The sequence below is a fragment of the Pinibacter aurantiacus genome (genome assembly GCF_019130065.1).
Lineage (GTDB): Bacteria > Bacteroidota > Bacteroidia > Chitinophagales > Chitinophagaceae > Pinibacter > Pinibacter aurantiacus.
The window spans coordinates 566,638-581,467 of record NZ_JAHSPG010000015.1 but is presented as its reverse complement, the minus strand read 5'-3'; the positions used below and the strand labels follow the sequence as shown (position 1 = coordinate 581,467).

The 14,830-nt window shown below is 41.1% G+C and carries 12 protein-coding genes; 9 read left to right on the top strand and 3 right to left on the bottom strand.

The genetic code is table 11. From position 1 onward, the window contains the following. Positions 1-210 precede the first annotated feature (210 nt). From fic to KTO63_RS20815, 6 genes are all read left to right on the top strand, one after another. Positions 211-768: a protein adenylyltransferase Fic gene (fic, locus tag KTO63_RS20840; protein ID WP_217793887.1), complete on the top strand. Its 558-nt coding sequence runs from the start codon at positions 211-213 to the stop codon at positions 766-768. Between the two features lie 49 nt (positions 769-817). Beyond that, positions 818-1,357, top strand: a complete 540-nt coding sequence (locus tag KTO63_RS20835) for a hypothetical protein (RefSeq protein ID WP_217793886.1) — start codon at positions 818-820, stop codon at positions 1,355-1,357. Positions 1,358-1,362: 5 nt separating this feature from the next. Continuing rightward, positions 1,363-3,786 (top strand): beta-galactosidase GalB, encoded by a 2,424-nt coding sequence (gene galB, locus KTO63_RS20830; RefSeq protein WP_217793885.1) that lies wholly within the window; start codon positions 1,363-1,365, stop codon positions 3,784-3,786. Between the two features lie 212 nt (positions 3,787-3,998). Next, positions 3,999-5,201, top strand: coding sequence for a glycoside hydrolase family 27 protein (locus KTO63_RS20825; RefSeq protein ID WP_217793884.1), 1,203 nt, complete (start codon positions 3,999-4,001; stop codon positions 5,199-5,201). Positions 5,202-5,334: 133 nt separating this feature from the next. Further along, a complete protein-coding gene (locus tag KTO63_RS20820; protein ID WP_217793883.1) occupies positions 5,335-6,087 on the top strand; it encodes a YdcF family protein in 753 nt (250 codons plus the stop codon). Positions 6,088-6,141: 54 nt separating this feature from the next. Beyond that, positions 6,142-6,654 (top strand): GNAT family N-acetyltransferase, encoded by a 513-nt coding sequence (locus tag KTO63_RS20815; RefSeq protein WP_217793882.1) that lies wholly within the window; start codon positions 6,142-6,144, stop codon positions 6,652-6,654. Between the two features lie 129 nt (positions 6,655-6,783). Here the strand turns inward: KTO63_RS20815 and KTO63_RS20810 are convergent, their stop codons facing one another. Together KTO63_RS20810 and ribD are read right to left on the bottom strand one after the other, a co-directional pair. Further along, the gene (locus KTO63_RS20810) at positions 6,784-7,389 is read right to left on the bottom strand and encodes an IMPACT family protein (RefSeq protein WP_217793881.1); all 606 of its coding nucleotides are present in this window, start codon (positions 7,387-7,389) and stop codon (positions 6,784-6,786) included. Between the two features lie 6 nt (positions 7,390-7,395). Next, on the bottom strand, positions 7,396-8,448 hold the full coding sequence (gene ribD, locus KTO63_RS20805) for a bifunctional diaminohydroxyphosphoribosylaminopyrimidine deaminase/5-amino-6-(5-phosphoribosylamino)uracil reductase RibD (protein ID WP_217793880.1): 1,053 nt from the start codon (positions 8,446-8,448) through the stop codon (positions 7,396-7,398). Positions 8,449-8,630: 182 nt separating this feature from the next. Here ribD and prmC point away from each other — a divergent pair, with 182 nt between their 5' ends. Together prmC and KTO63_RS20795 are read left to right on the top strand one after the other, a co-directional pair. Beyond that, entirely contained in the window at positions 8,631-9,491 is an 861-nt protein-coding gene (gene prmC / locus KTO63_RS20800; RefSeq protein WP_217793879.1) for a peptide chain release factor N(5)-glutamine methyltransferase, read from the top strand. A 114-nt stretch (positions 9,492-9,605) separates the two neighbouring features. Beyond that, complete coding sequence (locus KTO63_RS20795; RefSeq protein ID WP_217793878.1) at positions 9,606-11,924, top strand: PAS domain-containing sensor histidine kinase; 2,319 nt, start codon at positions 9,606-9,608, stop codon at positions 11,922-11,924. A 141-nt stretch (positions 11,925-12,065) separates the two neighbouring features. Here KTO63_RS20795 and KTO63_RS20790 read toward each other — a convergent pair whose 3' ends face one another. After that, entirely contained in the window at positions 12,066-13,424 is a 1,359-nt protein-coding gene (locus tag KTO63_RS20790) for a pyridoxal-phosphate dependent enzyme (protein ID WP_217793877.1), read from the bottom strand. 660 nt (positions 13,425-14,084) lie between these two features. On the opposite strand from KTO63_RS20790, the gene KTO63_RS20785 reads away from it, so the two are divergent. Further along, positions 14,085-14,828, top strand: a complete 744-nt coding sequence (locus KTO63_RS20785; RefSeq protein WP_217793876.1) for a hypothetical protein — start codon at positions 14,085-14,087, stop codon at positions 14,826-14,828. The last annotated feature ends 2 nt before the right edge of the window (positions 14,829-14,830 follow it).

The window sequence follows — 14,830 nt, the reverse complement described above, 5'->3', positions numbered from 1 at the left end:
TTGTAAGGTGTTTTTTGATGCACGTTCTTGATGTTCGTATAGAAGTTGCGGCTTGCCAGATCTGACAGGTTTTAAAACCTGTCAGATCTGGGTGCGGCACCGAGCGAGAAGCGTTGAAGGCTAGTTTTATTAGATTGAAATAGCGTATATATTTGTGTTAGTCGGCTATTTCAGCTTCCGGAAGAACCGATATATTAATTTAAGACTAGCATGAAAAATATAGATAAAATAAGTTTAGAAAATGCTTACCGCTTGTTTGAAAGTGGCGATATAAACAAAATAGAAATCGGCACTACTAAAAGTTTACAGGAGCTTCACAAATATTTATTTGACGGACTTTATGATTTTGCAGGAAAAATACGCACACAGAATATTTCGAAAGGTGGCTTTAGGTTTGCAACAGCTTTGTATTTGAACGAGATTTTGGCAAAAGTGGAGTTAATGCCGGAAAATACTTTTAACGAAATTATTGCCAAATATGTAGAAATGAATATTGCTCATCCTTTCATGGAAGGTAACGGACGCACAATGCGCATTTGGTTGGATTTGGTCTTAAAGGCAAATTTGAAAAAAGTAGTGAACTGGCAATTTGTGGACAAGACACTTTACCTGCAGGCAATGGAACGCAGCCCTATCAACGATTTGGAATTGAGAACACTGCTTTTCGAAAATTTGACAGATGAGATAGATAACCGGGAAATTATTTTTAAAGGTATAGAGCAATCCTATTACTACGAAGGATACGAAAAGGAAGATGGTGATTTGTGATACAAGGAAAATTCTTGAAGGTACGAGCCTTGTCTAAATAAGCAACATAATGGATAGACAAACATTCATCGATCATTTCAAACTAGTGCTTGTTCATCTACATGATTGGACATCTCAGAATTGTTTCAACGAACTTTCAGGTAACTATGAATTTATTATTGAGCCCCGCGATAGGAGGGCCAGCGATCATTTGACTGCAAAGGAAAATAGCTATTTAAAAAAATGGAACAAACTTCAAGGCAAACAAATATCGTTCAACGAGGTCGTTGATTTATTTTATCAGGACAACAAAACACCTAAATGGGTGGATGGCAGCATATATTATTCAACGCCAAATTTGACAGTTGTTCACTTGTTTTTTAGTCGGAGATTTAGAGACGAAAGTGAAATCTACTATTTAGAACAAGGCACTGGACCATTTAAAGCTCTTGTAGCGATACCACCAGAGAGTAGGCGAATTATGAAAGGCGCAAAGTTCGATGTTAATTGGAAAAAATATTTGGATGACGAAATGAACAAAGGCAGTTTTTTTAGTAAGCTGAAAAGAATTTTAAAAATGAATTTAACCACTCCAACATCGATAAACTAAAAAATATGAATCTCCCATTGATTAAAAAACTCTCACTTGCCTTGCTGCTTTTTGTCTCTGCTGCTGCCATTGCGCAGACGAGAAATACAGCATCTTTCAACAGCAACTGGAAGTTTTATTTAGGCAATGCTACTGATCCGCAGTCGGCAACTTTTAACGATGCTTCGTGGAGGTCATTGGATCTTCCGCATGACTGGAGCATTGAATTGCCTTTCGATTCTACGAGCCCAACAGGAACAGGCGGTGGTGCGCTGAGAGGCGGATTGGGCTGGTACAGAAAAACATTTACAATGCCCGCAACTTCGAAAGAAAAAAAAGTGTTCATTGATTTTGATGGCGTGTACATGAACAGTGAAGTGTTCATCAATGGTCATTCATTGGGAGTAAGACCAAATGGTTTTATTTCCTTCCGCTATGACCTGACTCCTTATTTACACTATGGCAACGAGAAAAATATTATCGCAGTAAAAGTTGATAATTCAAAGCAGCCAAACTCTCGTTGGTACAGTGGTTCGGGTATTTATAGAAATGTATGGCTCACTATTGTTAACGATGTTTTCGTTGACCAGTGGGGAACACATGTAACGACACCGCAAGTGGATGATCAATCCGCAAAAGTTGTTTTAACCACCACTGTTAATAATGCAAAAGCTGAAAACGGAATCGTTTTGGTGAAAACATCTCTCTACGATGCTACTTCCAAAGTTGTCGGCACAAGCAGCAACAATATTGCGGTTCCGCAAAAAGGTACTACAAATACAACACAACAATTTTTGATCGCAAAACCAAATCTCTGGTCAGTTGACAGACCTTATTTGTACAAAGCCATAACGCAGATTGTAGAGAACGGAAAAGTGATTGATGAATACATAACAAACTTCGGCGTTCGTTATTTCAATTTCGATGTAGACAAAGGATTTTTCCTCAACGGAAAACATCTGAAAATTCGTGGCGTTTGCGATCACCATGATCTCGGATGTTTGGGAGCGGCTATCAATACAAGAGCGTTGGAAAGACAATTGCAAATACTAAAAGACATGGGTTGTAACGCTATCAGAACGTCGCATAATCCGCCTGCACCGGAACTTTTAGAGCTTTGTGATAAAATGGGTTTTGTTGTAATGGACGAAGCTTTTGATATGTGGAAGAAAGAAAAAAATCCTTACGACTATCATTTGTATTGGGATGAATGGCACAAGAAAGATTTAACCGACCAGGTAATGCGTGATCGCAATCACCCGTCTGTTTTCATTTGGAGTGTGGGTAATGAGATCATGGAACAGTGGGATAAAGACGGTGATACACTGGGCGCAGGTATTCTTCGCGAGTTGGTTAGTATTGTAAAATCGTTGGATGATTCAAGGCCAACTGTTACCGCAAACAACGAACCTAACAGTTACAATGCACTGCTGAAAACAAATGCTGCAGATATCATCGGTTACAACTATCATCACAAAGATTGGGATTCTGCGATCATCAAATGGTATCGCAAGCCATTCATCGTAACAGAGTCTGTATCTGCCCTGCAAACACGTGGACATTACGATATGCCTTCCGATAGCATTCGCCGCTGGCCGCAGCAATGGGACAAACCGTTGACAGACGCCAACGCAGATCTTACTTGTTCTGCTTATGAAAACTGTGCTACGCCATGGGGCTCAACACACGAAGAAACTTTGAAGGTGTTTGAAAAAATGGCTCATGTGTCCGGCATGTTCATTTGGACAGGCTTTGACTATATCGGCGAACCAACGCCGTATCCTTGGCCTGCTCGCAGTTCATACTTTGGAATCATAGATCTGGCGGGCTTTCCAAAAGATTCATACTATCTCTATCAAAGTGTTTGGACCGATAAAACAGTGCTACATATTTTACCGCATTGGAATTGGAAACCCGGGCAAACAATCGACGTGTGGGCATATTACAACAATGCGGATGAAGTAGAACTATTCGTGAATGGAAAATCATTGGGCGTTAAAAGGAAAACAGGCGATGACCTGCATGTAATGTGGCGCACCACTTTTGTGCCGGGTACATTAAAAGCTGTATCACGCAAAAACGGGAAAGTAGTTTTAACTAAAGAGGTAAGAACAGCTGGTGCTCCAGCGAAAATTATTTTGCAAGTAGATAGAAAAGCCATCAAAGCTGGCGAAGATCTTTCTTTCGTGACTGTTCGTATTGAAGATAAAGATGGCAACCTTGTTCCTGATGCATCTAATGACGTGCAGTTCAAGCTTACCGGAGGTGGCTCAATTGCTGGTGTTGATAACGGTTCCCAAACGAGCATGGAATCATTCAAAGCAAATCACAGAAAGGCTTTCAATGGTCTTTGTTTGGCCGTTGTTAAAGCGGCTAAGGCAGGAAAAGTTACGCTCACTGCCACTTCTCCCGGCCTAAGCTCAGCAACAGTAAATATTGACGTGAAATAGATAAAATAGTATTTTGGACAAAGTGCGGTGAGATTTATTTTCACCGCACTTTTTTTAATTAATAATTAATAATTAAGAATTAATAAAGCAACATTTTTTGTTGAATGCTAATTGTCTGTATGTTGAATATGGAATTGTTGATTTTTCTTTCGAAGCGACACCTATTAATTCTTAATTATTAATTATTAATTTGAAACTCTACAACTAACTATATGAAAAAACTACTCTTTGCAGTCTCGCTCCTTTGTGGTCTAAAAATGTTTGCACAAAAAACAAATGGCCTTGCTTTAACACCTCCTATGGGTTGGAACAGTTGGAACACTTTTCAAACAAAGATTGATGAAAAGATGGTAATGGAAGTGGCCGATATGTTTGTATCATCTGGTATGAGGGATGCCGGATATACTTACATTGTGCTTGATGATGGCTGGATGGCAATGGACCGAGATGAGAATGGTAACCTCGTTCCCGATCCGCAGAAATTTCCGCATGGCATCAAAGCAGTAGCAGACTACGTCCACTCAAGGGGCTTGAAGTTTGGCATTTACAATTGTGCCGGAACGAAGACCTGTGCGGGTTATCCCGGCACACGTGGATACGAATACAATGATGCGCGTCTTTATGCCTCATGGGGTGTTGATTACCTTAAATTCGACTGGTGCAATAGCGACGGTATTAATGCCAAAGAAGCATATACCACCATGAGCAAAGCCCTTACTGCAACAAAACGTCCGATCGTATTCAGTCTCTGCGAATGGGGCGGCAACAAGCCATGGGAATGGGCCGCGAATGTTGGGCACTTGTGGCGCACAACCGGCGATATTTATAATTGTTTCGAAGGCATTCACAACCAGGGAACATGGAACGCCAATTGCGTGATGAAGATCGTTGATCTGCAAAAAGACCTGCGTCAATACAGTGGTCCAGGACATTGGAACGATCCGGATATGCTGGAAGTGGGCAACGGTATGACTGAGGCAGAAGACAGAACTCACTTTTCCATCTGGTGCATGATGGCTGCGACTTTGATGGCTGGCAATGATATTCGGAGCATGTCCGCAGCAACAAAAGATATTCTTACCAATAAAGAAATGATCGGTGTAGACCAGGATGCATTGGGTATTCAGGGCTATAGTGCAGATGTAAAAGATAGCGTTGAAATATGGATCAAGCCTTTGCAAAACAACGAACTTGCCGTTTGCTTCTTAAACAGATCAGGCACCGCAAAGAATTTCATTTATAACTGGAAAGAAAATACTGTTAACGACACGTTGTCGAAAACATCTATCGACTTTTCAAAGACTAAATATAATCTCCGCGACCTTTGGCAAAAGAAAGCATCAGGAACTACGGATAAGCCTTTCAAAGCTACGATACAGCCGCATGACGTGGTGGTGCTGAAGTTGAGCAGATAGAATAACCGAATGACTGAATAACCGAGTAACTGAATAACTGAGTGGTTGAAAGTCATAGTTGACTTTGGAATGAAGCACTCAGTTATTCAGTTAATCAGTTATTCAGTTATTTTTGTTCCATAATCAACCTTGCATGTTCTTCATTCTCTCAAAACTCCTTACAGTATTCATAGACCCAACGGCATGGCTGATATTAGTTGTCATATTAGCTGCATTTCTTAAAAAAGGCAAGTGGAAAAAGAGAGCCACCATTTTTGCAATCGTTCTGTTCATCTTTTTTACCAATGACGTCATTTACAGTCTCGTCATCAATGCGTGGCAGCCCTCTCCTGTAACGCTCACAAAGAAATACAGCACAGGTATTCTACTTGGCGGCTTTACTGTTTTTGATGCCAAAGGAAAAGGCTATCTCTCGGCAACCTCAGACAGGTTCGTGGCCACTTCTACACTGTACCATTTAGGAATTATAAACAAGATTATTGTCTCCGGCGGCGATGGGTCCATTAACCAGGAGAATCCCAAGGAAGCGGATTTCGCGAAATACATGTTCGAACAAAATGGTGTTAAAGAAGCAGATGTGTTTGCAGAATCACGGTCGCGCAATACATTTGAAAATGCCATGTTTTCAAAACGGATGCTTGATTCATTGCATCTGCAACCGCCGTATGTATTGGTTACATCTGCTTCCCACATGCCAAGGGCAGCGGGCGTATTTAAAAAAGCCGGGCTTGATATAGATATTTATCCATGCGCATATCAAACAGTTAAAAGCCGTTTTTCTTTTGGTGACTATGTTGTTCCAAGTATAGATAATCTTGTGCAATGGCGCATTTTTATAAGAGAGTTTGTCGGATATTGGATATACAAAATCACGGGCAAATTGTAGCAGGGCGAATCGCATTCGCCCAGACCGACAATCGATCATTCAAAATCGAGACGCATGATAAGCATTGAAAAAATAACAGATCATAATGGACTTGATCTTTTCCTTCAACTCACAAAAGAATATCTTCTTGAGTTGGGAGAAGATCTGTCGTTTCAGTCAGTTCAGTCAGAATTGGAAGAGCCGTTACTAAAATACGGTCCGCCCAAAGGCTTGATATTACTAGCTTTTGTAAATGGAGAAGTTGCCGGATGTATTGCGCTGCAGGCCATTTTGCCGCACTATCATTTATCAGCTGCGGCCAACAGAAATGCGTATTGCGAAATGAAACGCATGTATGTTAAACCGGCATTTAGGAAACACGGTATTGGAAATGTCCTGGTAGAAGAACTTCTAAAAGAGGCCAAACAACTCGGCTACACGCACATGTGGCTCGACACATTAAGCAGAATGCAAGCCGCGATCAACTTATACAAACGGCACGGGTTCAACACGATCGATCCTTATTACCACAATCCGCTGCCGGGTGTGATTTTCATGGAAGCAGAGCTTCCCAATTTGAAAATTTGAAGATTTGAAAATTTGAAAATTCATTCAGTGCAGCATTCGTCCCTTATTACTGACAGGTTTGATGTGAGATATTCTTTAATGAAAAATGCTCGACCTAGCGCATTTTCAAATTAGCACATTTTCAAATTCTCAAATTTTCTTCACCTCAACATTCCGCAGTTCCTCCAGCTTGTACACCACTTCCTGCAATCGCGTTTTAGGAATGCCTATAATCAAATGACTGAATAGTTGAATTTCCTGTTTAATGATCGTGCAGCCTGTTTGCTTAACGATCATCATTACATCGTTCATGCAGGTATAGTCGAAATCAACTTTGTAAGATACTTCGACAGGTCTTTGGGAAATGGGTAGGACCTGCAAAACCAATGAGGTAGCGGTTTTGTATGCGTTGATCAAACCGGGCACACCCAGCAACGTTCCTCCAAAATAGCGCACCACCACAACCAAAGTGTTCACTAGTTGCTTACTATCGATCTGGCCGAGAATCGGTTTGCCCGCTGTTCCGGAAGGTTCGCCATCATCGCTTACGCGAAAACTATTGCCATCAAGTCCAAGGCGGTAGGCAAAGCAATGATGAGAAGCTTTAGGATGTTCTTTTTTCAGGTCTGCCAATCTTGCCTTAAACTCGTCTGCATCTTTAATAGGAAAAGCATAGGCAATAAACTTGCTTCCTTTGTCTTTATATTCTGCAACGGCTGTTTTGTCGATAGTGTAATAAAATTCCTGGTCGCTCATGTTTGGTTAAAAAGGTCTGCTGTTATTAGTAAAGAAATCGACTCTGTCAGTAAGCAACCTGATTTCATCGGTTTTTAGGGCGTTTGTTAATGATGGTGCATGAATGCCCTCATCAATCATTAGTTTTTCATTGGTAATTATTCTTGCTTCGTCCCAATATCCTTCGTCAATAAAAGATTGCAGGAGTCGCGTCCCACCTTCGATCAACACGCTTTGAATTTGCAGTTGATACAAAGCATCAGCAATCTGGTGAACAATGCTTACATCTTCTGTGATCTGATAATACTCAATGTTTTCCGCTTGCGAATGTTTGTGTTTATTGAAAATAATTGTTCGAACAGAATTGTCTAAAATATGGTGTGTTGACGGCACGCTAAGTTCCATGTCAAGAAATATCCTCACTGGATCCGCGCCTTTCCACAAACGTGTTGTTAGAGAAGGGTTGTCGTGAAATGCGGTGTTGGTGCCGACCATGATCGCCGATTCTTCGCTTCTCCATTTGTGCACCAGCCGGTTGGAAAAATCATTGCTGATATTGATTCGCTTAAAATCAGCACCTCCGATTTTTCCATTGTTGCTCTGCGCCCACTTTAAAATAATGTACGGACGATGTTTCGTGTGAAAAGTAAAAAAGCGTTTGTTCAGTTCCTTGCATTCATTTTCCAAAATACCTATAGTTACTTCGATGCCTGCGCTCATTAATTTTTCTATCCCTTTTCCATCCACCTGTTTAAAAGGATCGCGGCAACCTACAACTACTTTGGGAATGCGCTCATGAATGATCCTGTCTGCACAAGGTGGCGTTTTGCCAAAGTGCGCACAGGGCTCCAGCGAAACATAAATCGTGCTTTGGGGAATCAGATGTTTGTCTGCATCTTTCACGGCATTAATACAATTTACTTCTGCATGTGCCTGGCCATACGCCTGGTGAAAACCTTCTCCAATGATACGGCCATCATGCACGAGCACAGAACCCACCATAGGGTTGGGAGCTACATGCCCGGCGCCATTTTTTGCCAGTTCAATGCAGCGATGCATATATGTTTCGTGGGAGGTCATTTGTAGATGGGCAAAGATAAGGGTTAATGCTTAACGCCTAATGCCTAACGCTTAACGCAGAATGCCCAACGCCCAGCGCTTAACGCCTGACACGGAACGCAGGACTGGCGCACCTAAAGGCGTTTGGCATTAAGCGTTAAGCGTTAAGCCTTTTACGTTAGGCATTGCCTTATCTTTGAACCATGACGCTTAACGACCATCAGCAACAACTGCTTTCGCTCCTTTCCGGCGTGTATGACGCACGCGAAGCCGCAAATATTGCCGATTGGGTAATGGAAAACATTACCGGCTGGAAGAAAATTGACCGTGTGGTAAACAAGCACGTCGGTCTTACCGCAACACAAATGGCAAAACTGGAGCAGGTAAGCGATGATCTTTTAAAGCATCGCCCCATTCAATACACATTGGGTGAAGCCTGGTTCTATGGAATGAAATTTTATGTAAACGAATCCGTGCTTATTCCGAGGCCGGAAACAGAAGAGTTGGTGGAGTGGGTGGTGAATGATTTTCAAAACAAACAGCGGGAAGAATTTTCCATTTTGGATATCGGTTCGGGAAGCGGTTGTATTCCAGTTGCCATCAAAAAAAATCTTGCCTGGGCCAAAGTAAAAAGTTGCGATATAAGCGAGGCGGCATTACATGTTGCCAGGCAAAATGCCGCGACATTGAATGCTGATGTTCAGTTTCACCAACTGGATTTTTTAAACACCGCAAACTGGCAGCAACTTGGAATGTTTGATGTGGTCGTAAGTAATCCACCTTATATTCCAAATGAAGAAATAGTGGAAATGGAAAAACATGTTGTTGAATTTGAACCGCATTTGGCATTATTTGTTGAAAATGAAAATCCTTTGATTTTTTATAAAGCGATTGCAGATTTTTCAGCCCAATATTTGAAAACAAAAGGAGCAGTGTACATGGAAACACATATGGCGCTGGCAAATGAAGTGGCGGCTCTGTTTACGAATGAGCTATTCGAAACAGTGGTAGTAAGGCAAGATCTGCAGGGCAAAGACAGGATGGTGAAAGCGATCAGAAAATGATAAAAAAAAGCAATTCCAGAAAGCGCTTGTTGTTTATTTTTCACCTAAATTACAATACCTGGAACTCACTGTTACTATTACATATTCCTCTTACAAAATGTGGTTTTGAAGTAAATGATTGAAGAAAAATTATCGGTAGAACAACTGGTCGGGCAATCGCCTATTGCCATAGCTATTTTGCGCGGACCAGATTATATTGTTGAGCATGCAAACGATCTGTACCTTGAAGTGGTAGATAAAAAAGCAGATCAACTTATTAATAAGTCTTTGTTTGAGGGCCTTCCCGAATTGGTCAACCAAAACATAAGAACTTTGCTGGACGGTGTTACGACAACCTGCATTGCTTATCATGGAAATGAATTTGAAGTCGACCTGGTCAGAAAAGGAATCAGAGAAAAGGTCTATTTCAACTTTGTTTATCAGCCGCTTCGTAACAGCAAAGGTATTGTGGACAGAATAGTGGTGGTGGCAACGGAGGTTACCAAACAGGTGAAGGAATCGCATGCTTTGCAGGAAAGTGAAAAACAATTCCGAAGCCTCGTAATGCAATCTACTATTGCGATGGGCATTTTGAGAGGAAGGGAGTTAAGAGTGGAGCTGATAAATCCCGCTATGCTGAAGATCTGGCAAAAGGAAGAAAGCGAAGTGCTTGGCAAGACTTTGCTGGAAATATTTCCCAGGTTGGAACACCAGCGCTTCCCCCAACTTCTGTTGAATGTGTATGATACCGGTGTCACATATAGCGAGACCGAAGGCGCCTCATACGTAGATTTTAAAACCCACATTGCTAAATTCTATTTCGATTTTACATACGCCCCGCTTTTCGAGAAGGATGGTGTAACCGTTCAAGGGATAATGATGACGTTGAACAATGTCACGGAACAAGTAGAAGCGAGGCTAAAAACTGAAGAAAATGAAAAACGTTTGCGCCTTGCTATAAGAGCTACTAATCTTGGCACCTTCGATCTTAATCTGCTGGAAAATTATTACGGCGACATTTCACCAAGGCTTAAGGAGATTTTTGGTTACAACAAAAATGAAAGTGTAACACGTGTTCATCTGTTTGATCAGGTTCTTCCGGAAGACATAGCGATTGTACAGGAGGCGCACCGCGTTGCGGAAGAAACGGGCAGACTTAGCTATGAGGTGCGCATCAAACACCAGGATGGCAGCATTCACTGGATAAAAGCAAGCGGCGAAATGTTATACGATAACGACAAAACGCCCGTACGTCTTTTAGGAACGGTGATGGATATTACCGAAAGTAAACTCATGGTGGAATTTTTGCGGGAAAGTGAAGAACGTTTCCGCATAATGGCAAACACGGCCCCGGTAAAAATCTGGGTGGCAGATACAAACGGAAAATTTACATTTCTAAATAAACAATGGTTGTCATTTACCGGTCGGTCCCTTGACGAAGAGTTGGGTGATGGCTGGCAGGAAGACATCCATCTGCTGGAGCGTGAAAGAGTATTGGAGGAATACACTTCTCATTTCAACGAACGCGCACCCTTTACCATCGAATTCAAAATGAAAAGGCATGATGGCGTTTACAGATGGGTGGCAAATTCAGGCGTGCCGCGATATACGCCAGAAGGGCTTTTTGAAGGATACATCGGCTCGTGCATGGATATACAGGCAACCAAGCTCGCTCATGAGGACCTTGAGAGAATTGTGGCAGAACGCACAAGAGATCTGCAGGAAGCCAATGATCTGCTGGAAAAATCAAATGCACAACTGGAGCAGTTTGCATATGTATCCAGTCATGACTTGCAGGAGCCTTTACGTAAAATTCAAACCTTCTCTGATCTTGTTTTGCAAAAGATTGACGAGCCTGGCTTTGATGGAAAACTTTACATTCAAAAAGTTATTTCATCCGCAGAAAGAATGTCTGTCCTGATCGAAGATCTTCTCAATTTTTCACGCATCAACAAAATGGATGAGAAGTTTGAAACAGTTGATCTCAATAAGGTGCTGGAGAATGTGGTAAATGATTTCGAGGTGGTGGTCGATCAAAAGAATGCGACCATCATTAAAAATTTAATGCCTCGCATCAAGGCAATTCCTATTCAGATGAATCAGTTGTTCTTTAACTTAATAGGGAACGCATTGAAGTTTTCAGACGAAAATCCCGTTATCGAAATTTCAGCGAGGGTTCTTCCGCGCGAAGAGTTGAAGTCATATCCACTATTGCAAAGCAGCAATCGCAATTACGTTGAGCTAATTTTTAAAGACAACGGAATTGGTTTTGATCAGTCATATGCCGAGCAAATTTTCATGATTTTTCAGCGCTTAAATGACAAGAAAAAATACACAGGCACCGGCATCGGTTTAGCGGTTTGTAAAAAGATCGTTGAAAACCACAACGGCGTAATTAAAGCCGAAGGCAAACGCGGAGTAGGAGCGAAGTTCACGATAGTGCTGCCGGAATAGGGAGCAATGACTGAATAACTGAATGACTGAATAACTGAGTGGTTGAGCTTTGTAATGCAAAATTGAAATTGAACCACTCAGTTATTCAGTTATTCAGTTATTCAAAAAAAATCAGTCTAATCCGTGTCATCCGTGTGCTCTTTACTTCCCCAGTGCATTGATCACATCATACTTCGTTACGATGTGGTAGTTGCCCGCTTCGTCTTTGCTAAGTACTGCACCGTTTTCTTTATTGATCAATGTACCAAGTTTCTCTACCGGTGTGTTAAAATCTACGATCGGAAATGCATGTTCAATTACTTCCTGAATTTTCGCATTCTTGATATCGGGATTAGAGAATACTTTTTGGAACAAACCGTTTTCGCTAATTGATCCTGCAACGTTGCCGTTATCAAAAACAGGGATGTGCTCAATGTCGTATTTTTTCATCATTTCAACAGCTTCTGCAACGGTATTAGTCGGCTGAATAGAAACGAGCTTCTGTGAATTTTTTCTACCGTTGACAATGTCTTTGAAAGATTTTACATCAAGAAAACCGCGCTCCATCATCCACTGGTCGTTGTAAATTTTGCCTACATAACGACTGCCATGGTCATGGAAAATACACACCACCAGATCATCCTTTTTTAAATTGTCCTTCAGCTGCATCAAACCCTGCAAGCAGCTGCCCGCACTATATCCGCAGAACAGGCCTTCTTCTTTTGCAATGCGTCTTGCCATAACCGCGCCATCTTTATCTGTCACTTGTTCAAAGCGATCAATCACACTCATGTCATAGTTATCAGGAACAAAATCTTCACCAAATCCTTCCGACACATAAGGGTGAACTTCATTCATGTCCACCTCGCCGGTGTTGAAGAATTTTGTAAGTAGCGAACCATATACGTCAATTGCCCACACTTGAATGGCAGGATTTTTTTCTTTCAAGTACATTGCTGTACCGGTAACAGTTCCGCCTGTTCCTGCAGTACAAACAAGATGCGTGATCTTTCCTTCTGTTTGTTCCCATATTTCAGGACCTGTACTTTCATAATGTGCCAACCTGTTAGCCAGGTTATCATATTGATTGCAATGGAAAGAATTAGGAATTTCTTTTGCCAGTCTTCTTGCGATGGAATAATAGCTGCGTGGATCTTCGGGCTCAACGTTTGTAGGACAAACAATCACCTCTGCACCAACGGCCTTCAGGATGTCCATTTTCTCTTTCGACTGTTTATCGGTTGTTGTGAAGATACATTTGTAACCTTTTACGCAGGCTGCCAAAGCAAGTCCCATACCGGTGTTGCCACTTGTGCACTCAATGATGGTGCCTCCTGGTTTTAATTTGCCTTCTTTTTCCGCCACTTCTATCATTTTTATAGCCATACGGTCTTTAATAGAGTTGCCCGGATTGAAGTAGTCAACTTTAGCCAGCACAGTCGCAGGAATATCTTTCGTGATCTTGTTTAGTTTTATCAGCGGAGTATTGCCAATCGTTTCGAGAATATTATTTAGCCACATGGTAAAATCGTTTTGGTAAAGTTAGTTGTTTTGAGTTGTTGAGAGAGCAAAGGGAGCTGCTTCGCATCTTTTTTACCACTAAGCCACTAAGGGCACTAAGCTGCATTAAGATTTTTTAATGAAGAATTAACCTTGATGTTTTAACCACAGAGATAGCAGAGATTTTTTTCACAGAGGGGAGGAGATTTGTATACCGTTCCTTCTTTTCCTCATCAATCGCGAGTCCCATTTAGTTTGAAGCAATTTCTCCGTTTCTCTGTGAAAAAAATCTTCTTCACTCTGTGGTTAAAAAAGACTCTTGATGAAACAGCGTGTAAGTTGTTTTTTCTGAGAGATTTTGCAATTTCAAAAATCTTTCTATTTTTGCGATCGTAATTTTTTACTAGTACAAGGCATTGCCTTGTCTCTACACCAAGTGGAGGGTTTTAAATATGCTTGAACAATAACTACATATCATCGTTGGCATTTTTCGGTTTGAATCGAAACGGGGATCCTTTTGCTGATTAGCAAGTTTCGATAGAATACACCGGATCATAAAATCCTTTCGCCAACACAATCAATCGAAAATAATTTCTGAGCATGGCAACAACAATGCTATGTGTTTGGCTTTTCCTTACACTATGTTGGCGCAATGTTCTTCATGTTGACAATTGTCAAACTATGAATGCAAAATCGTCAGAGTCTGTATTGCTATTGCAGTACGGCCTGAAAACGTATAGACAAAAAAGACGGGCTGTTGTAAAAGATAGAGATAAACAGTTGCTATCGCTTGATAAAAAGAGAAAGCAGCTTTGGCGCGAAGAACGTGCTTTAGGTTGGGAAGAATTAAAACATCCCTATCAGCGTGGATGGAAAAGAACCTTCGTTTTACGCGAAGATATTGCTACCGGAAAAAAGTCGTCATTCTATCGCAATCTTTTACAAAAGATCAATACTGTACAGCACAGCTCAAGTAAAAATTTTACAAAGAAAAAAAGAGTTCGGGGCAAAAAGGTGCACAAACCGAGAGAACAAAAGTTAAGGGAGTTTTACGATTACGAATTAGACAGGGTGAGACTATCTCAGGCTGAACTTATGTTGTTTACTAAGTTGATTTATTACTCTCAACAAAGGAAAATATTTCGAATGAAGTATGTGTTCTCTGAGCCCTGGTGCTTCGTATTGAAAGTTGAACCCAATATGATTACTAAAGTTCAAAAGCATGATTCTTCTCTAAGAAGCAACATTGTTCAACTCGAAAACTATCTGAGGAAAAAACATTTAGAAGATCGTATTACAAAGCTTCGCAACGGTTCTGTGCACTGGTGGGGTTATAAAATATATGATTTAAAACAAAGAGACTTTAATGCATTGAGGAATCAAACACTAACAAACATCCTCGATCAGCACTGGTACAACGAGTAAAA

Excerpts from the sequence above, each read along its gene's own strand:
- KTO63_RS20785 (WP_217793876.1), top strand. The coding sequence starts at position 14,085 with ATGAATGCAAAATCGTCAGAGTCTGTATTGCTATTGCAGTACGGCCTG.
- KTO63_RS20820 (WP_217793883.1), top strand. The coding sequence starts at position 5,335 with ATGTTCTTCATTCTCTCAAAACTCCTTACAGTATTCATAGACCCAACG.
- galB (WP_217793885.1), top strand. The coding sequence starts at position 1,363 with ATGAATCTCCCATTGATTAAAAAACTCTCACTTGCCTTGCTGCTTTTT.
- ribD (WP_217793880.1), bottom strand. The coding sequence starts at position 8,448 with ATGACCTCCCACGAAACATATATGCATCGCTGCATTGAACTGGCAAAA.
- KTO63_RS20815 (WP_217793882.1), top strand. The coding sequence starts at position 6,142 with ATGATAAGCATTGAAAAAATAACAGATCATAATGGACTTGATCTTTTC.
- KTO63_RS20825 (WP_217793884.1), top strand. The coding sequence starts at position 3,999 with ATGAAAAAACTACTCTTTGCAGTCTCGCTCCTTTGTGGTCTAAAAATG.
- KTO63_RS20810 (WP_217793881.1), bottom strand. The coding sequence starts at position 7,389 with ATGAGCGACCAGGAATTTTATTACACTATCGACAAAACAGCCGTTGCA.
- fic (WP_217793887.1), top strand. The coding sequence starts at position 211 with ATGAAAAATATAGATAAAATAAGTTTAGAAAATGCTTACCGCTTGTTT.
- KTO63_RS20790 (WP_217793877.1), bottom strand. The coding sequence starts at position 13,424 with ATGTGGCTAAATAATATTCTCGAAACGATTGGCAATACTCCGCTGATA.
- prmC (WP_217793879.1), top strand. The coding sequence starts at position 8,631 with ATGACGCTTAACGACCATCAGCAACAACTGCTTTCGCTCCTTTCCGGC.
- KTO63_RS20835 (WP_217793886.1), top strand. The coding sequence starts at position 818 with ATGGATAGACAAACATTCATCGATCATTTCAAACTAGTGCTTGTTCAT.
- KTO63_RS20795 (WP_217793878.1), top strand. The coding sequence starts at position 9,606 with ATGATTGAAGAAAAATTATCGGTAGAACAACTGGTCGGGCAATCGCCT.